Here is an 18,171-nt window from a genome sequence, read left to right on the forward strand (position 1 = left end):
TTATTTATTTCGGGCGTACAACGAGCATTCCGTCCAAGCAATGTGCCGATTGTCCCTAAAGGATTCGGAGTCACTCAAAGGCTCTTGGAACAACTCTGGGCAGACGGTTTTTACGCGACGCTGAAGGCCATCCGACAGCGATGGCCTTCAGACTGTTTGGGGGTCGACCAGCCGCCTATGACGAGCGCGGCCAGATTGCTATCAATAATCGACCGCATCACGGATGATTGGACAGGTCATGCAATGACCCCCGCCTCGGCCACGGCCGAGCTCCGCGCCTGAAATCGTGATGACTTCGATCCCTTCCTTGCGCAGCAGCGTATTTGTGTAGGTGTTGCGGTCGTAGGCGAAAACGACACCAGGCGAGGCGCAAACCAGGTTGGCGCCGCTGTCCCACTGGGTGCGCTCGCGCATGTAGTCGTTGCCGCCGGTCTGCACGACTCGCATCTTCTTGAGGCCAAGGGCGTCGCGCACGGTGTCGACGAAGCCGGCCTTGTCCTTGTGCAGCTCCACGCCCCCCTTCCCGTCCGGGCGATAAGAGAACGCATCAATGCTGTCGACGATATCTGGATAGATGAGGACACAATCGCGGTCGGCGAACGTGATCACCGTGTCGAGATGCATCGCCGCTCGCAGCTTGGGCATGGCCGCCACGATCACACGTTCTGCCGCGCCTTTTTCAAACAGGGAAGCCGCAACCTGGCTGATTGCTTGCCGCGAAGTGCGCTCGCTCATGCCGATCAGCACATTGCCGTTGCCGATGGGCATGACATCGCCCCCCTCGAACGTGGCAAGTCCCCAATCATGCGTCGGGTCTCCCCACCAGACATTGACCTTGCCGGCGAAGTCCGGGTGGAATTTGTAGATCGAAGTCGTGAGGATGGTCTCCTCGTGGCGCGCCGGCCAATAGAGCGAGTTGAGCGTCACCCCGCCATAGATCCAACAAGTGGTATCGCGTGTGTAGAGCGTGTTGGGCAGAGGCGGAAGCAGATATTCGTTGACGCCGGCGGCGTCGCGGATCAGAGCCAGTTGCTCCCCTCCGACAGCCTCTGGGAATTCATAGGTGGAGAGTCCGCCGATCAACGTTTCGGCGAGATCGCGATTGGAGAGCCCCTCGAGATAGGACCGGACTTCGTCAATCAGTCCCAGGCCGATCTGATTTGGCACGACCTGGTGATCGAGTATCCACTTCTTTGCGTCGGGGTTGGCCACCGTCTCGGCCAGCAGGTTGTGCATTTCGACCACTTCTATGCCCCGATCCCGCATCTTGGTGATGAAGTCGAAATGGTCACGCTTGGCAACATCGACCCACAGCACGTCGTCGAACAGCAGGGCATCGCAATTGCTTGGCGTCAGTCGCTGGTGAGCGCGCCCAGGCGCACAGACCATGACCTTGCGCAACTGGCCTACCTCGGAGTGCACGCCAAAGGTGGTTTCTCCTGTCATGACCGTAAAGCCTTTCTGTTCAAGGTGTGATGCTTCCCGTCAGGAGGCCGTAGGCTCCGATCAAACCTGCGATGAGCGTTACGGCGAAGACGGCGACTTCAACACGGGTAAAGAGCGGCAATTTCTGCTCGCGCCGCGCCCAGACGTAGAGGATCGTTCCGGGCACGAAGAGAACCGCGACCAAGAGGACATATTTGAGCCCGGCCGCGACAAACATGAAGACGGTGTAGATGCAGGCTAGCCATCCGAATATCTGGTGAGGGGTGCGTTCCCTGGGCGTGCTTTCATAGCCCTCGCCGCGTCGCGCGAGCAGGATTCCGTAGCCGGCGACAAGCAGGTAGGGCAGCAGCGCCGTGACGCTGGTCATGTCCAGCATGAAGTTGAACGCGTCGCGCGACCAGTAGGTCGAGATCACGAAGAGAGAGACGACAATGTTGGTCAACCACAGAGCATTGGCAGGAACCCTGTTGCCGTTCTGCCTGGCGAATATCCTCGGCATGTCATCGGACTTGGCAGCCGCGAAGAGCACTTCCGCGCAGATCAACGACCAGGCGAGGTATGCTCCCAGGACCGACACCAGCACGCCGATGGAAATGAACACGGCACCCCAATGTCCCACGACGAGCTCGAGGACGCCTGCGAGCGAAGGCTGCTGGACGCCGGCGATCGAAGCCCGCGGCATGGCCGCGTAGGGCAGCAGCGTCACCGCCACCATCAGGCCGGTGACGCCGACAAAGCCCAGTATCGTCGCGGTGCCGACATCCGAGCGCTCCTTGGCGAAGCGCGAATAGACGCTTGCCCCCTCGATCCCGATGAAGACGAACACCGTGATCAGCATGGTGTCGCGCACCTGCGCCAGCAACGGCTTTGCCGGCATGTCGACGCCGCCGAAGAAGTTCGCCGAAAATTGCGTGTGGTTGAAGGCGAAGGCCAATATCAGGATGAAGACGATGATCGGCACGACCTTGGCGATGGTGACGATGGTGTTGATGTAGGCGGCCTGCTCGACCCCGCGCAAGATCAGGAAATGGAACACCCAGATGCCGATCAGGGATACGATGATTGCCGTGGCGCTGCTTCCATCGCCGAAGATGCCGGGGAAGAAGCGGCCAAGTGTCGAGCCGATGAGCACCCAGTAGAATACGTTGCCCAGGCAGCTTCCCAGCCAGTAGCCGAAAGCGGAAAGGAAGCCCATGTAGTTGCCGAAGCCCGCCTTGGCGTAGGCGAAGACGCCGGCATCGATGTCGGGCCTCTTCTCGGCGAGGGCCTGGAACACCCGGGCCAGCATATACATGCCCGTCCCGGCGATGGCCCAGGCAATTATGGCGCCGAACGGACCGGTGGCGGTGCCAAAGCGACCAGGCAGGTTGAAAATCCCCGCGCCGACCATCGATCCCACGACCATGGACGTAAGCGCAAACAACGACAGCTTCTGATTGTCGCTTGAAGCCATAGTCCCCTCCGTGATTGTGCGAACTTGAGTTCGCGATCAGAAGTCTGTCGGCATGCGTCTGCCCTGATCACAAGCAGCAAATCCCCGAAGGGGCAACAGGTGAAACGACCCGCGGGCGACGTTTGGGACGTCGGGTGTATTGTTGGGATTCTTGGCCAATCGTGCGAACATAGAAGACGGGATAGATTGCACTGGCATTAGAAAGACTATCCGGCCCGCCATATCCAATGCAATTGCAGACAACCGAAACGGCTAAGACGTCCTTACAGCAGGGATTTTCAGTCTGGACCCTGTCGGCGATGGTCGTCGGATCGATGGTCGGCGCCGGTATCTTCTCGTTGCCGCAGACCTTCGCCCGCGAAACCGGTCCGTTCGGCGCCATGATTGCCTGGGGCATTGCCGGCGTCGGCATGCTGATGCTGGCCTTCGTGTTCCAATCTCTCTCGCTGCGCAAGCCGGAACTTGACGCCGGCATATATGCCTACGCCAAAGCCGGCTTCGGCAACTATCTCGGTTTCCTCTCGGCGGTCGGCTACTGGTCGGCCGCCGTGCTCGGCAACGTCTCGTATTTCGTGCTGATAAAGTCGACGTTGGGTCTTTTCTTTCCGGTCTTCGGCGACGGCAATACGGTGACCGCTGTTGCGGTCTCCTCCGCGCTCCTGTGGATCGTGCACTCGCTGATCCTGCGCGGCGTCAGGGAAGCAGCGGCCATCAACACGATCGTCACCTTCGCCAAGATCGTTCCGATATTCCTGTTTATCGTCTTCGTCGCCTACGGTTTCAAAACCGACGTTTTCGCGGCGAACTTCTGGGGCGGAACCGAAATCAGTTTCCGAAGCATCGCAGGTCAGGTCCGGGGCACGATGCTGGTCACTGTGTTCGTCTTCGTCGGGATAGAGGGAGCAAGCGTCTATTCGCGCTATGCCCGCAATCGACACGACGTCGGACTGGCGACGCTCCTTGGTTTTCTCGGAGTGCTCTGCCTGCTCGTGCTGGTTACAATCCTGTCTTACGGCGTTATGCTGCGCCCGGATCTGGCGGCGCTGCGCAATCCGTCCATGGCCGGAGTTCTAGAGAGCGTGGTCGGACCTTGGGGCACCAAGTTCGTCAGTTTCGGGCTGCTGATTTCCGTCGCGGGCGCCTATCTGTCCTGGGTGCTGCTGGCCGCCGAGATCCTGTTCACGGCGTCCCATCACGAGACCATGCCGCGCTTTCTCGCTCATGAAAACAAAAGCGGCGTACCCTCGAACGCCCTTTGGCTCACAAATGCCCTCGTCCAGGCCTTCCTGATCCTCACGCTATTTACCCAATCCGCCTTCAGGTTGGCTCTGGAGTTGACGAGCTCCATGATCCTGGTCCCCTACTTCCTCGTCGCAGCTTACGGATTCAAACTTACCTGGAGCGGCGAAAGCTATGAGAACGACACCTCGTCCCGTCGTGCCGACTTTGCGATAGCGGCGATAGCACTGGTCTACACGGCTGGCCTCATCCTGGCCGCCGGCACCAAGCATCTGCTGCTCTCAGCCGCGCTTTACGGGCCAAGCACCATCCTGTTTTTCATGGCGAGAAGGGAGCAAGGGCAAGAGACGTTCATGCCTGCTGAAAAGGTGGTGTTCTTCGTTGTCGCACTTGGCGCAATCGCCGCGATCTACGGCATTGCCACCAGCCTTCTTGTTTTCTAGGCCGCGCCATTCGCCCCGATGGCTCGCCAAAGGTCGCACAAGAGAATGCCGGTTCATCATTGACGTTAACAATATTGGTCGCGCATCTGATGATCTAATGAACTTACGTGACATTCGGTTGCTGTAAGATTTGAGATCACGCGGTAAATTTGCCTCTTCTCTTTTGTGCCGATTATCCCGGCTCTTGGCAATACGTCCCTTTCTTGATCCGCCGGCCCCGCATACTGAAACAGGGCGTGGACTAACGCCCGGACATGGTTCATTTCAAACGAAGCGGACGCGAAATGAGCTCGCTTCATCAGGCGCGATCATCGGAGATCCAGGAATAATCCCCATCCGAAGCAGCCCTCCGCCGGCAAGATTTGAGGTCGGAGTTTGCGGCGTAAAAAACCCCGCTGGATCGGAATTTCGGCATCTTCCGTGACGCGGCGAATGCCGGCCGTCTGATTCTCGTGGACGCTGACAGGGACGGCTTCTACCGGCGCCAAGAGGCATAGCCTCCAGCGCCCTGGAACCGATCCGTTGAATGATTGAGGACCACGCGCCGAGGATCGCGACGATGACGACTGGAAGCAACGAAAGGCTGGATCGCCGCGATTTTATGCTCGCTTCCGTGGCCACCGTCGGGGGCGCCGCTACATTGATGGCGGCATCGGCGACGCAAGCCGGCACGGTCGCGGCGCCGGCAGACGCTGCAGCCGCCGCCAAAAAAGGAACCGTCTTCACTGGCGACGTCGTCGACGGCAAACGGGTGATCAGCGCACTGGACGTATCCGATCTCGAGTCCGGCAAGAAGCATAGCTTTTATTTCCAGGGCGTGGCGATGCCGGGCGGCCAACCCTGGTACGTAGCCGTCACGGTGGCGAAAGGTGCTTCTCCGGGCAAACGGCTGGGGTTGATCAGCGGCGTGCACGGCGACGAAATGAGCTCGATACACGCGGTCCAATCGGTAATGAACGCGCTCGACCCGACCGCCATGTCGGGAACCGTGATGGCCGTGTTCGACGTCTCGCGTCCGGCGATCGAGAACATGGCGCGGCGATGGCCGAATTCCGGACGCGGTATCGACCTCATCGACATCAATCGCCTGTTCCCCGGCAACGAGGACGCCCCCGACGCGCCAGTGCGGCATGCGGGCCTGATCTTCAACAGGCTGCTGAAGCCCAATCTCGATTACGGACTTGATTTTCACACGGCCGGGACCGGCATGGACGCGACGTCATTCCATCTCGCGCGCATGGAGTTGCCGGAGGTGCGGGCGATGGCGGAACTGTATCCCATCAGGCAGATCTTCGACAATCAGGCGTATCCCGGGCTCCTCGCTAACGCCCTCATCGACGCCGGGATCCCGGCGCTCACGCCCGAGATCGGCCGTCCCCGGATTTTCGACCACGAGATGATCGGCCTGTTCGTCGAAGGCACGATGAACGTCATCAAGCATCACGGCATTCTTCCCGGCCCGATGGGCAGGACCAGCAAGGATTCGGGCATCTTCGTCGCCGACGGACTGTTTCCGGTGATCACCACCCATGGCGGCTTCGTGGAACTCCTGGTCGAGCTCAACCAGGCGGTCACGGCCGGCCAGAAAGTCGCCATCCAGAGGAACGCATTTGGTGAAACCGTGACGGAGTACACCGCGATACGCGGCGGCGAGGTTGGCGCGCGACGCACCGACGCGATGGCCGAACCAGGTACGCCGATCGTGTTTCTCCTCTTCGACAGCGCAGCGCCCGTGGGAGGCGACGTCCTGGTTGAGTGAGCTCTCAATCCAATGTCGGTCAAGGGAATGAAGCAGATGCTGCGGCTTGGCTCGAAATACGGTCACCTCGTCCACAATATCGGTTGCGGTTGTGTCAATCCCGATCTTCAACGAGCGTCTCGTCGTCTGGAGGCCTTTTCCCGGCGTAGTTTTCTTTCCAGCATCGGGGCTGCTGCCATTGCCGGGGTGCTGACAAAGCCGTCCTTCGCGCAGACGGCCGCTCCTCCTTCCAAGATCCTGTTTCGCGAGGTCCGACTGTTCGACGGCAAGTTGGGTACAGTGAAGGACGGGGCGCAAATCCTGGTGGAGGACGGCAGGATTTCCGAAGTCGACATGACGAATGCCCCTCCCCCGGAGGATACCACCGTCATCAAATGCCGCAACGGCGTCCTCATGCCGGGCCTGATCGACGCGCACTGGCATGCGATCTTTGCCGCGGTCCCCGTCAACATCCTGCTTAACGGCGACCCGGGTATTATCTTCGCCGCGTCCACCGCCGAGGCGGATCGCACGCTCAGTCGCGGCTTCACCACCATACGCGATCTGGGAGGCCCCTCCTTCTCCTTCAAGCAGGCCATCGACACCGGGCTGATCCCTGGCCCGCGCATCTATCCCTCCGGCGCGATGATCACGACCTCCGGGGGCCACGCCGATCTTCGCCTGCCGGGCGAGATTCCGCGCGACGGCGGCAAGCTCAGCAAAGGCGAACTTTTTGGGGGAGCGGCCATCGTCGACGATATCGGCGACCTGAAGATGCGGATCCGGGAGCAGCTTCTCCAAGGCGCCTCACAGATAAAGTTGGTGGGCGGCGGTGGCGTATCGTCGCCACGCAGTCCGCTGGACGTGGTTACCTTCAGCGAAGAAGAGTTGCGGGCGGGCGTCGAGGTGGCACAGGATTGGAACACCTACGTTACTGTGCACGCCTATACGTCTCGCGCGATACGGCGCGCTCTGGCAGCCGGGGTGCAGTCGATCGAGCACGCGCATCTGATGGATGAGGACACGGCGGCGATGATCGCCGAGAAGGGCGCATGGCTCAGCACCCAGCCCTTCCTGACAGCGGAGGACACCGGCCCGCTGACGGGACCTAGCGCAGACCGCGCCCAGCAGCTTTTCTTAGGCACGCCCAGGATATATGCCTTCGCTCGCAAGCACGGCATCAAGACGGCCTGGGGCTCCGACGTGCTGTTCTCGCCTGCGTTGGGCCCGCGCCAGAGCATGATGCTCACGCATTTGGCCAACTGGTACAAGAACGCCGAAGTCCTGCAGATGGCTACCTCCGGCAATGCCGAACTGCTCGCACTGTCCAATCTGCGCGACCCTTATCCGGGCAAGCTCGGCGTCATCGAGGAAGGAGCTTTCGCGGACCTCTTGGTCGTGGACGGCAATCCGCTCGACGACATCCGGCTGATCGAGGATCCACACAAGAACTTCGTCGTCATCATGAAGGACGGCCGGCTTCACAAGAGCACCCTTTGAGAGCCAGCGGAAGACTATGCCGCATCCACTTCGCAGCAATCAGTTAATCCGACACGGCCTCATGGTCCTGATGAAGCAAGGCCGCGAGAAAATCTCGACCAGGCAGCCGTCGTCATCGGGAAATCTCGCAGCGAGGCAACCAGACAGGATCCTGACGCCCCGTCCGGCAGACTTCTTCCTGATACTCTCCATTGAGCGCTCGCAGCTCCCTTCCTCCCTGTCCGCAGGGTGCGAGATCGATATTTAGAACCTGCATGGAACGGGGAAATGCCAGAAAAACCGGATTACCCGCCTGCAACGCCAAATGAACGGGCCGAAATCGAGCAGAGCAAGTGGCGCAGGTTTCTGCTCTTTGGGATCCTCCTGCTTGCGGGCGGAGTTTTTTCGGTCGCAGTTCCCACTGTTTCCAATTTCGCATCCAACGTCGTGTTCGCGGTGGCCCTAATGGCAGTCGGCGTCATCAAGGTCATCCAATCTCTCTGGATCAAAAGTTGGGCGGGCTTCGTGTGGCAGGAACTGACCGGCTTCTTCGAGCTCATCGGCGGCATCATGATTTACTTCAACCCTATAAAAGCATCGGCCGCAATATCACTGTTCATAGCGTTTGTAATATTCGTCCACGGTATTCTTCAGTTATTAATCGCCATTGAAGTCAGGCAAGTTAGCGGCTGGTATTGGTTCGCCGTTTCCGGAATCGTCGCCATATTTGCAGCCCTTTCCATAGTGCTGAAGTGGCCAATCGTCAGAGAGATGCCGACTGGCTTAGTAGCCGGATTTTCAATGATGATTGCCGGGCTGGCGTATCTCGTCATTGCGCTGAGCGTGCGCAAAGCGAAGGTTTTGTCTTGAGAACGGGATGCGAGGCCCAAGATGAAAAGCAACTTTGATTTTCGAGCAAAGATTGTGGCGGTCGCACTGCTGGTCGGCGTGGTCGGCTTCGCGGGCGCGGCACGTACGCAGACCGCGCAGCCGGCGCCAGTGCCGGTGGTCGTGCAGAAAGTCCAGTCCGGCCCGGCAAACGCACCGCTGACATACAACGCGCAGGTCGAGGCGATCGACGCAGTCGACATTCAGGCGCGCGTCTCCGGCCTGTTGAAGGAGATCCGGTTTTCGGAAGGACAGCGTGTGAAGGAGGGCGACCTGCTTTTCGAAATCGAGCCGGATCAACTGTCGGCGGCGGTGATGTCCGCCCAGGCACAGGTGGCGCGGGCCGAAGCCACCCGCAACGCCGCGCAACAAAGCCTGTCACGTGCCAGGGACCTGCTCAACCGCAGGACCATTGCCCAGGCCACGTTGGACGACGCGCAGGCTGCATTCGACGTCGCCGCGGCAGATGTCCAAAGCGCCAATGCAGCCCTCAACACAGCCGAGCTCAATCTCTCCTATGCTCAGATCAGGTCTCCGATCGACGGCACCATCGGCCGCTCCCTGGCGACGCGTGGCAATCTCGTGGGCCCCGGCTCCGGGCCATTGGCGCGCATCGTGCAGCTCGATCCTATCCGCGTCGCGTTTTCGATCGCCGACAGCACTTTGGTCGACATCAGGCAGAAACTGGCCGGCGGCCAGAAAATCGATCCGAACGGATTTCGCTTGAGCCTGTTGCTTGCCAACGGCACCGAGTTCGCTTCGCCGGGGCGGGTGCAGTTCATAGATAATGAGGTCAATCAGCAGACCGGCACCGTCGCCGTCCGTGCGCTGTTCCCCAACCCCGACCATATATTGGCGCCTGGCCAATTCGTCCGGCTGACCGTCGTCGACGAAGAAGCCAAGGAATTGCCGATGGTTCCGATGGCGTCCGTTCTTCAGGACCGCCAGGGCAAATTCGTCTTCGTGCTCAACGACAACAATACCGTGACGAGGCAGGCTATCACGACCGGTGCGCGCATCGACAATCGCTGGGCAGCGACGAGCGGATTGAATGGCGGCGAGACGATCGTCGTCGACGGGCTGCAGCGCGTTTCCGATGGTCAGCAGGTCACCCCGCGCGAAGCCGGGGGCACGCAATGATCTCGGACCTCTTCATCACCCGCACCCGGCTCGCGATCGTTATCTCGATCATTATTTCGATCGCCGGTGCGATCGCGGTATTTTCCCTTCCCATACAGCAGTATCCGCAGATCACCCCTCCAACGGTGACGGTGTCGGCCTCCTATCCGGGAGCAAGCGCGGAAGTCATCGCCGACGTCGTCGGTGGCCCCCTCGAGACAGCCATCAATGGCGTGGATCGCATGATGTACATGTCGTCCACCAGCTCCAACGCCGGCCAATACACGCTGTCGGTGACCTTTGAAGTCGGAACCGACCCCGAGGCGGCGCAGATCAACGTGCAGAACCGTGCCCAGCTGGCTATTTCGCGCCTGCCGGCGGCGGTGGCGCAGCAAGGTGTGTCGGTGCGTGCCCGCTCGCCGGATTTTATCCTTGGCATCGCTTTCTATTCGCCGGACGACAGCCTCGATGCGCTGGCGATCACGAATTTCATCACCACGACCGTCGCCGACGCGGTATCGCGCGTGCGGGGCGTCGGCGAGGCTTCGGTCGCCGGGGCATCGGAATACTCGATGAGGGTGTGGCTCAACCCACAGCGCATGGACGCGCTTGGGCTTACGCCCGACGATGTCTCGGCCGCCATCCAGCGGCAGAACATCCAGGCGACGCTCGGGCAAGCGGGCGCGCCGCCTCAGGCGCAAGGCTCGGAGCTGCAATATACGCTGGTCGCGCAGGGGCGGCTGAGGAGCGTCGAGGAGTTCGGCGACATCGTCGTGCGCACGGGCTCGTCGGGGGCCAAGGTCTACCTGCGCGATATCGCGCGGCTCGAGCTCGGCGCGCTAAGCTATGCTTCGAGCGCCAGCTTTGCCGGACACGCATCGGCGATGATGCAGATCAACCAGTCGCCCGGCGCCAACGCCATCCAGACCGCGGCCTCGGTACGCGCCGAACTGGAGCGTCTTTCGTCGCGCTTTCCCAAAGGCATGCAGTATCACATCGTCTACGATGCGACCCGCTTCGTGAATGCCAGCATCTCGCTGACGGCCCGAACCCTGCTTGAAGCGTTCCTGATTGTTCTCGCGGTCACCTACGTCTTCCTGCAGGATTGGCGCGCCACGTTCATCTCGGCGCTTGCCATTCCGGTTTCCATGCTCGGCGCCTTGGCGGTGCTGTTTGCCGCCGGCTATTCGCTGAACATGATTTCTCTTCTGGCGCTGGTGCTGGCAATCGGCCTGGTGGTGGACGATGCCATCCTTGTCGTCGAGAACGTCAAGCATGTCCTGGAGGATAAGCCGGACATCGGGGTCGCCGATGCCACGCGCAAGGCGATGTACCAGATCACCGGGCCGATCATATCCACGACCCTGGTGCTGCTTGCCGTGGTGACGCCGACAGCGTTTCTCGGCGGCATCGGTGGCCAGCTCTACCGGCAGTTCGCCGTGACGCTGTCTTCGGCGCTGGTCATTTCCTCATTTGTCGGATTGACCCTGAGCCCGGCCCTGGCCGCATTGCTTCTGCGGCGCGATGCGGGCCATTTCAAGCGTGGCCCGCTGGCCTGGTTCACGGCATTCATGAACAAGACGCGCGACGGCTATGGACGCCTCGTCGGCTTTCTGGTGCGGCATTGGTACGTGCCGTTGGCGGCATTGCTTGCCTGTTTTGCCGCCGCCTATCTGATCTTCACCGGGCTGCCGTCGACTTTCCTGCCCGACGAGGACCAGGGCGCGCTGTTCGTCGACATCCAGTTGCCCAATGCCGCTTCACTCGACCGAACGAAAGCGATCGTGGAGGACGTGCGCAAGATTCTGGCCGACACCGGCGGCGTGCAAGACGTCATCACAGTCGCGGGATTCAGCATCCTTCAGTCGACAAGTTCGCCAAGCGGCGCAATGGCTGTCGCGGCGCTGAAGCCTTGGGACGAGCGAACGTCCAGGGAACTGCAACTCGCCAGCATCCTGCAGGCGCTGCGGATGAAGTTCTCCCAGATCCCGGGCGCGAATGTCGCCGTGTTCGCGCCGCCGGCGATTGCCGGCATCGGCTCGGTCGGTGGCCTGGACTTCCGCCTGCAGGCACTTGAAGGACAGCCCCCACACGAGATCGCGCAGGTCGTTGGCGCCCTGCTTGGCGCCTTCAATCACCTGCACGAGCTCGGCGGGGCCGCCACCACCTTTAGCGCCAATGTCCCGCAGGTCTATGTCGACGTCGACAGAACGCGTGCCGAGGCGCTCGGGGTAAGCGTGGCGGACGTCTATTCCACAATCGGCGCCGCCTTCGGATCGCGCTACGTAAATGATTTTACGCTCAACGGTCGCGTGTTCCAGGTCAATCTGCAGGCCGATGCCGATTTCCGTGCCCATGCGGAAGACATCTTGAACCTGCATGTGCGCAGCCGGAACGCCACCATGGTGCCCTTGAACAATCTGGCGTCGTTGACGACGATCCTGTCGCCGTTCGCCATTCAGCGCTACAACCTGTCGGTCGCCGCTCCCATAAACGCCATTACCGCACCTGGAAGCAGCAGCGGCGGCGCCATGGACGCAATGGAGAAGACAGCGGCACAGGTTTTGCCGAACGGCTATGGTTTCGAGTGGTCAGGCCTGTCGTTTCAAGAACGCCGCGGCAGTGGCCAGGAGGGTCTGGTCTTCGCGCTGGCGTTCCTCTTTGCCTATCTCTTCCTTGTCGCCCAATACGAGAGCTGGTCGCTTCCGTTGATCGTCATACTTTCGCTCGGAGCGGCTCTCTTCGGCGCGATAGCGGCGTTGAGAGTCTTCGGGTTGCAAAACAGCCTCTACGTGCAGATCGCCATCGTGCTGCTGATCGGGCTGGCAGCGAAGAATGCCATCCTGATCGTGGAATTCGCCAAGGAGCGGCGCGACGAAGGGCTAAGCATAATGGAGGCCGCGCAGACAGGGGCCGAGCAGCGCTTCAGGGCCGTCATGATGACCGCGGTTTCCTTTATCCTCGGGATCATTCCTCTTGTCGTGTCGACCGGCGCTGGCGCGGGGGCGCGGCGCGCTGTTGGCGTCACAATCTTCGGGGGCATGGCCGCGGCTACGACGATTGGCCTGTTGATCATCCCCTCCGTCTATTTTTTCGTCCAGAAAATAACCGAGTACCTGGCGCCCCGGCTTCCGGCCGATCGTGCGGAACGCATCGATACGATCGAACCATCACATTGAGGTTCGTCCTCGCAAAAGGGCGTTCGAGATGATCCGCCGCCATTTATATTCTTGGAATCTCAATTCTTGGCTTTGCGTCCATTTTTCGCCGAGTGGACTCGTTCTCCGAACCGCGGCGATAGACTGACGGCCGGATGTAAGTACATTCGGCGCAATATCTGGCGAAGCTGCCCCGCCAGAAGCTGGTTTCCGGGCGGCCTTCGAATTCAGTGACGCATCGTCTGGAGGCTGCATTCGTGAGCCCGGATTCCTGCCCATCCCTGCCATTGGCCGCTTCGCTTGCGGTGTTGTCGATGTGCGCTACAGCGACGAGCAACGCGGCGGCTGCGTCGCTGACCGCACGCGGCAACGAGCCAGGCTGGCAGATCACGATCTCGGACACCGCGCTCAGCTTTAACGCCTTAGGGGGCGAGACCTTCACAGTTCAACCGGCTCCGCACCCCACAAGGCAAGGCGACGCCGACACCTATCTGGCGACGGTCGACGGCCGGCAACTCGCGCTGACCATTGCTGCCAGAATCTGCGTCGATACCATGAGCGGAATGCCATATCCCCAAACCGCCACCGTCATCCTGGGAGACCGCAAATTTGAGGGATGCGCCGGAGAGCCGGGTGACCTCCTTCACGGAGACTGGCTCGTGGACGAGATTCGAGAAAAAGCCACAGTCGAGGGTTCGAAACCCACCCTTGCCTTCGAGCCGGATGGACGCATTCATGGGAACGGTTCGTGCAATCGGTTCTTTGGCAACTTCGCCTTGACCGGAGAAGCGCTGACGATCTCGGAAACTGGCGCGGCCATGATGATGTGCGATCAGCAGCTCATGGATCAAGAACGCAATCTTCTGAAAGCCCTCGGGTCCGTCCATCGTTTTGAAGCTCTACAGACAAGACGCGTGCAACTGTTGGACAAGGATGGTCAAAGGCTGGTGAGTTTACGAAGATAAGCCGGCGCGGCCAGCAGCATGCAGAACTCCGCAAGACGACTTGTGTTGGTTATCTCGCTGGCGTTGCTGGTGCAAAGTTGCGCCGGTCCAAGAGCCGTGACGGGCCTTGCCTCGCCTGTACAAATTAGCAACCAAATGTCAGCCATCCCCTTTCTCGTCGCCACCACGCGCTCAAGGTCCCCTACCACCGAACCGCCCTATTCGCGGAATCGTTCCCCGACATTGAGTTTTTCACAGTTGACTGTCGTTGTGCCGGCCACACACCGGCCGGGCGTCGTCGAGGCGTCATCGACATCCCCCGATCCAAAGCGCCATTTTTCCGCCCGTGATCTTGTCCGCTTCGAGAACAGGGCGTCCTTCGCAGGTCGGTTGAACGGTATGCTGGCCAAGCGTCCGCCTTCGGAGCGCGAGGTGTTCATCTTCGTGCATGGCTACAACAACAATTTCGCCGAAGGCCTGTTTCGCAATGCCCAAGTCGTCCACGACTACCATATCTCCTCGGTGCCGGTTCATTTCTCCTGGGCGTCGGCGGGATCTATCGGCGGCTATCTTTTCGATCGCGATAGCGCTCTGCAGGCGCGGGACGGCTTGGCCGAAACGATCGAAATCGCAGCTCGATCGAACGCTAGCGGTGTTTTCATCGTCGGCCACTCCATGGGCGCGTATGTTGTGATGGAGGCGCTTCGCACCCTTGCATTGCAAGGCAAAGCGGAGGTGACTTCGAGAATCCGCGGCGTCTTGCTTGCCGCGCCCGACATCGATCCGGATGTCTTCAGCAGTCAGGTTAGGGACATAACCCGATTGCCACACCCCTTCACGATCATTGTCTCTCGGCGAGATCGTGCCTTGAGCGTGTCGCGGCGCATCGCCGGTGGCCGGCCACGAGTCGGCAGCGGCTTCGAGATCCCGCTCCTTCAGAAAAAGAACATCCAGGTTATCGACATTTCCGACGTGGAAGGCGGCGGACACAGCGGCTTTGCAACGTCGGAAACACTGATGAAGCTATTGGGTTCCGGGCGCCTGCTGCGCCGTCTCATCGTGAACGAAGATGTACCCGAAGACAATGCCGCAGAAACCCGGCAGATCATCTTCGATAGTGCCTCCCTCGTTTTACATCTGCCGCTCAGAATCCTGAACCCGTCGGCATCCCAGCAATCCGTGCCCCAGCAGCCAGCGTCCGAGGTTGGCGCCATGTGATGAAAGCCCGTTGATCTTGAACCAGACGGAATGAACATTTGGAAGCTGAAGTCACCATAGCTCAATCAATCCTGCTGAAGCTTGTGCTTGCGTTGCTGCTCGGGGCGCTTATCGGAGCGGAGCGCCAGTACCGGCAACAGTATACAGGGCTTGTGACGCACGCGCTGGTCGCACTGGGCGCGGCGGCATATTCCTCGTTGCCGGGCGCCCTTGGCTCAGGTCTCGATCTTCGAATGGGGGCTCAGGTCGTAACCGGCATTGGCTTCCTTGGAGCCGGCCTGATCATCAGGGACGGTTCCAACATAAGAGGGTTGAGTACATCCGCGACGATCTGGAGCACTGGCTCTGTCGGAGTGTTCGTAGGCTTTGGCTTTCTGCTACTGGCCGCAGAAACCGCAATGCTCATTATCATTCTGAATTCACTTCTTCCCAATTTCTCAAGGTTCTTTCGAAGGCACTTACAGGAACAACGCGCTGTCGAATACACGTACACGATAGAGGTCGTATGCTCACGGGATAATGTTTATTTTCTTAGATCGATCCTGCTTCAGACCATCAATACAAACCTCCTCCGCCTACGCTCCCTTGACAGCCATCCCACCAAGGAGGGTGACGCCATCAGAATAGAAGCAACCTTGTTCAGCAACCGTGATGATGCGCAATCAGTCGAACGGGTCGTCGCTCACCTCGCGCTCGACTCGAATGTTCAGTCGGCCTCCTGGGAGGCAGAAGAAAAGACCGAATAGAGCGGAAGCCAGAAAACTCTCGACATCAACTCGAAACGTCAAATTTTAAGGAGCTGCGACAATGGACGGAACCACCAAGGCCCTGTTGGCAAATAAGTTGATAGCTATCGGCCTCTTGGTCATAGGCTTTCTGATTTTCGCATCGGGCTATCGCTACGGCTCTCCATCGAGCATCGTGGTTGGCTGTCTTCTCGTTGCCATCGGAATCATTCTTCTGATTCTAAAGATCGCCCGCAGAAACAGGCCGGACTCGGCTGCTTGACTTGTCGAGTTGGACGAAAGCGATCGCGTCCAGCCCCAGTCCGGACAAACAACCTTGGACAGGCCCTCATCATCGGAGGCTCCGAACTGGTACGCCCGCCAGTATAGTTCCGTGGTCGCCCGCACCCGCGAGTCCGATCCCAACGCGGAGTTCCATATCCGGCAGATTGGCGAGCAGCGCCATGCATCGAGCCTTGCAACGATAGACTATGGCGACGCGTTCGTCCTCGATGTGCGGGACAAGGGTGGCATCGCGATGTCCGGGGCGATCAATAACGATCCGCAAAACGCCGGCCAGCTTCTGCAAGAAATAAACGCAGTGTCTACGTTTGGGATTTCCAGCCCACTCTAAGGGCGCATCTCGGGCTTAAGATTGTCTCAATTCAATCTCATCCGCGGCGGCAGGTTGAGTGTGTTCTATTGTCGGTTTTCCTTGCTGGAAACGACCTGCCGACCCTTGAGCTGCCTATACTTCGGCGGCTCTTGCACGGACAGGAGTTTGTCATGGACGCAAGAGTAACCGCAGTCGGCATTCCCACCGATCCTTTTGGGGACGAGCCCCTAAGATGCGCCATCGACGCAAGTACCTTGTCGGCGACCCCAGCCGAGCAGTTTGATCTCTATCGATCATGGTTTTCCGGGGTTGCCGAAATACAGCTTCTTCGAGCCGGGCACGCCGTGTTCCCGGCTCGTCATCGGGTATGGCAGCTGGGCGATCTGGCGTTGAGTTCAATCGAAATTCCAGGCTCCGGCTACGAGATACAATGGGAACATCGCAGACGACCGCTTTTGGATCACTGGATGCTGTCGGTGCCGTTCTCGCGGTCTGCTGCCGGCGAGATGGTATCTCGTCGGCCCCGCATGAGGTGTCTGGCGCTGCCCGATGTTGGAGTGAGCGACGATGACCTGTTCGTCACACTTTTTCTGCCGCGCACATGGCCGGCAACCAGATCATCGAAAATCGAAACCAGCGACGCGTCGTTGGATTTTCTTGCGCACTACGCGGTTCTGCTGCACCGCGCGCTTCCTCATTTGAGAGAAGCGGATCTACCCCATATCGTCACTGCCACTGCCAACATTTCCGCAGCGGCTCTTATGCCGACAAAAGATCACCTGGCGGAGGCGCAAGGGCCTGTGAACGCCGTGTCTGCCGCTCGGATTGCCAAGCGCATCGCGGAGAGGCTGAGCGATCCCGACTTGACGCCCAACAAGCTCTGCCGTGCGGTCGGCGTCTCGCGCTCCCGTCTCTACCGGATCTTCGAGCCGGTGGGCGGTGTGTCCAACTATGTGCGGCGCAAGCGGCTGCTGAAAACGCGCGACGCTTTAGCGGACAGTTCAGACAGGCGAACGATCTCCAGCATTGCCGAAACATGGGGCTTCCACGATCCCTCTACCTACAGCCGGATGTTCAAAACAGAGTTCGGCATCTCTCCAAGGGAAGCGCGCGAACTCGGGTGGCAGGGCGTCAGGCACTCCGCCTGGCTGACTGTGGATCAGCCAGTCGAAGCTGCTGGCATCCTGAGCAATCTTCTGATCAACAATTCATTGGGATTGTCACTTTCTTCAAGACAGTGACGAAACCTTGACAGAGGTAGGGCGCCTGAAGCTCGCACGTCGGAGTTCCAAGAAATATACGTCAAACCCATATTCTGGATTCTTCGCATATTTTCAAAAATCGATGACGGTTTAATCTCGGCCGCGTTTTCGTCATCGGAGTCACGATTTTTCGAACCCCTGCTCTGGCCTTCTAATTATCAGGCCGTCTCGTTGCGAAAGGCACAGTCTACATTTGTTGATCTGCCTACCTCGATAGGAGCTTATGATGGAGGTAAGAGTACGAAGCGACATTGTTGGCGAGCCCATCGCCGGTGCGGTCCCCAAATGCGCTATCGACGCCCGCACATCGTCGATTCTGCTTCTTGGACGAGATGTTCTTGCCAACTGGCGTTCCGACGTCTCCCAAGCAGGTGCGGGATCTGGAGTCTCAAGCCCCATACCCTCCATCTGGTTGCGGATATATCCGCGGAGGGGGATGAGCC

The 18,171-nt window shown here is 59.7% G+C and carries 14 protein-coding genes; 12 read left to right on the forward strand and 2 right to left on the reverse strand.

Annotation, left to right across the window (positions count from 1 at the left end; all coding sequences use genetic code 11):
• Positions 1–201: 201 nt before the first annotated feature.
• Both arcA and RFM41_RS15055 read right to left on the reverse strand, forming a co-directional pair.
• On the reverse strand, positions 202–1,446 hold the full coding sequence (gene arcA / locus RFM41_RS15050) for an arginine deiminase (protein ID WP_320249851.1): 1,245 nt from the start codon (positions 1,444–1,446) through the stop codon (positions 202–204).
• A gap of 19 nt (positions 1,447–1,465) precedes the next feature.
• Positions 1,466–2,899 (reverse strand): basic amino acid/polyamine antiporter, encoded by a 1,434-nt coding sequence (locus RFM41_RS15055; RefSeq protein WP_320249853.1) that lies wholly within the window; start codon positions 2,897–2,899, stop codon positions 1,466–1,468.
• A 314-nt stretch (positions 2,900–3,213) separates the two neighbouring features.
• Here RFM41_RS15055 and RFM41_RS15060 point away from each other — a divergent pair, with 314 nt between their 5' ends.
• The 12 genes from RFM41_RS15060 to RFM41_RS15115 all read left to right on the forward strand — a co-directional run bounded on the left by RFM41_RS15060 (position 3,214) and on the right by RFM41_RS15115 (position 17,707).
• Positions 3,214–4,581: a basic amino acid/polyamine antiporter gene (locus RFM41_RS15060; protein WP_430708736.1), complete on the forward strand. Its 1,368-nt coding sequence runs from the start codon at positions 3,214–3,216 to the stop codon at positions 4,579–4,581.
• A gap of 559 nt (positions 4,582–5,140) precedes the next feature.
• Complete coding sequence (locus RFM41_RS15065; protein ID WP_320249856.1) at positions 5,141–6,340, forward strand: M14 family metallopeptidase; 1,200 nt, start codon at positions 5,141–5,143, stop codon at positions 6,338–6,340.
• 36 nt (positions 6,341–6,376) lie between these two features.
• Positions 6,377–7,819 (forward strand): metal-dependent hydrolase family protein, encoded by a 1,443-nt coding sequence (locus RFM41_RS15070; RefSeq protein ID WP_320250154.1) that lies wholly within the window; start codon positions 6,377–6,379, stop codon positions 7,817–7,819.
• Positions 7,820–8,086: 267 nt separating this feature from the next.
• Complete coding sequence (locus RFM41_RS15075) at positions 8,087–8,668, forward strand: HdeD family acid-resistance protein (RefSeq protein WP_320249857.1); 582 nt, start codon at positions 8,087–8,089, stop codon at positions 8,666–8,668.
• 54 nt (positions 8,669–8,722) lie between these two features.
• Positions 8,723–9,826 carry an efflux RND transporter periplasmic adaptor subunit gene (locus tag RFM41_RS15080; protein ID WP_320249859.1) on the forward strand — a complete coding sequence of 368 codons (1,104 nt, stop codon included), beginning with the start codon at positions 8,723–8,725 and terminating at the stop codon, positions 9,824–9,826.
• Positions 9,823–12,984: an efflux RND transporter permease subunit gene (locus RFM41_RS15085; RefSeq protein WP_320249861.1), complete on the forward strand. Its 3,162-nt coding sequence runs from the start codon at positions 9,823–9,825 to the stop codon at positions 12,982–12,984. Before RFM41_RS15080 ends, RFM41_RS15085 begins: the two co-directional genes overlap by 4 nt.
• Positions 12,985–13,220: 236 nt before the next feature.
• The gene (locus tag RFM41_RS15090) at positions 13,221–13,928 is read left to right on the forward strand and encodes an META domain-containing protein (protein WP_320249863.1); all 708 of its coding nucleotides are present in this window, start codon (positions 13,221–13,223) and stop codon (positions 13,926–13,928) included.
• An 18-nt stretch (positions 13,929–13,946) separates the two neighbouring features.
• On the forward strand, positions 13,947–15,125 hold the full coding sequence (locus RFM41_RS15095) for an alpha/beta hydrolase (protein WP_320249864.1): 1,179 nt from the start codon (positions 13,947–13,949) through the stop codon (positions 15,123–15,125).
• Between the two features lie 38 nt (positions 15,126–15,163).
• Positions 15,164–15,871: an MgtC/SapB family protein gene (locus RFM41_RS15100; RefSeq protein WP_320249865.1), complete on the forward strand. Its 708-nt coding sequence runs from the start codon at positions 15,164–15,166 to the stop codon at positions 15,869–15,871.
• Positions 15,872–15,932: 61 nt separating this feature from the next.
• Positions 15,933–16,133, forward strand: a complete 201-nt coding sequence (locus tag RFM41_RS15105) for a hypothetical protein (protein ID WP_320249866.1) — start codon at positions 15,933–15,935, stop codon at positions 16,131–16,133.
• 111 nt (positions 16,134–16,244) lie between these two features.
• A complete protein-coding gene (locus tag RFM41_RS15110; RefSeq protein ID WP_320249867.1) occupies positions 16,245–16,484 on the forward strand; it encodes a hypothetical protein in 240 nt (79 codons plus the stop codon).
• Positions 16,485–16,636: 152 nt separating this feature from the next.
• A complete protein-coding gene (locus RFM41_RS15115) occupies positions 16,637–17,707 on the forward strand; it encodes a helix-turn-helix domain-containing protein (RefSeq protein WP_320249868.1) in 1,071 nt (356 codons plus the stop codon).
• Positions 17,708–18,171: the final 464 nt, after the last annotated feature.

Origin of the sequence: Mesorhizobium vachelliae (assembly GCF_033977325.1) — a bacterium.
GTDB lineage: Bacteria > Pseudomonadota > Alphaproteobacteria > Rhizobiales > Rhizobiaceae > Mesorhizobium > Mesorhizobium vachelliae.

Coding starts and splice junctions, on each gene's coding strand:
- RFM41_RS15065 (WP_320249856.1), top strand. CDS start 5,141: ATGACGACTGGAAGCAACGAAAGGCTGGATCGCCGCGATTTTATGCTC.
- RFM41_RS15095 (WP_320249864.1), top strand. CDS start 13,947: ATGCAGAACTCCGCAAGACGACTTGTGTTGGTTATCTCGCTGGCGTTG.
- RFM41_RS15115 (WP_320249868.1), top strand. CDS start 16,637: ATGGACGCAAGAGTAACCGCAGTCGGCATTCCCACCGATCCTTTTGGG.
- RFM41_RS15075 (WP_320249857.1), top strand. CDS start 8,087: ATGCCAGAAAAACCGGATTACCCGCCTGCAACGCCAAATGAACGGGCC.
- arcA (WP_320249851.1), bottom strand. CDS start 1,446: ATGACAGGAGAAACCACCTTTGGCGTGCACTCCGAGGTAGGCCAGTTG.
- RFM41_RS15085 (WP_320249861.1), top strand. CDS start 9,823: ATGATCTCGGACCTCTTCATCACCCGCACCCGGCTCGCGATCGTTATC.
- RFM41_RS15070 (WP_320250154.1), top strand. CDS start 6,377: ATGCTGCGGCTTGGCTCGAAATACGGTCACCTCGTCCACAATATCGGT.
- RFM41_RS15055 (WP_320249853.1), bottom strand. CDS start 2,899: ATGGCTTCAAGCGACAATCAGAAGCTGTCGTTGTTTGCGCTTACGTCC.
- RFM41_RS15105 (WP_320249866.1), top strand. CDS start 15,933: ATGGACGGAACCACCAAGGCCCTGTTGGCAAATAAGTTGATAGCTATC.
- RFM41_RS15060 (WP_430708736.1), top strand. CDS start 3,214: ATGGTCGGCGCCGGTATCTTCTCGTTGCCGCAGACCTTCGCCCGCGAA.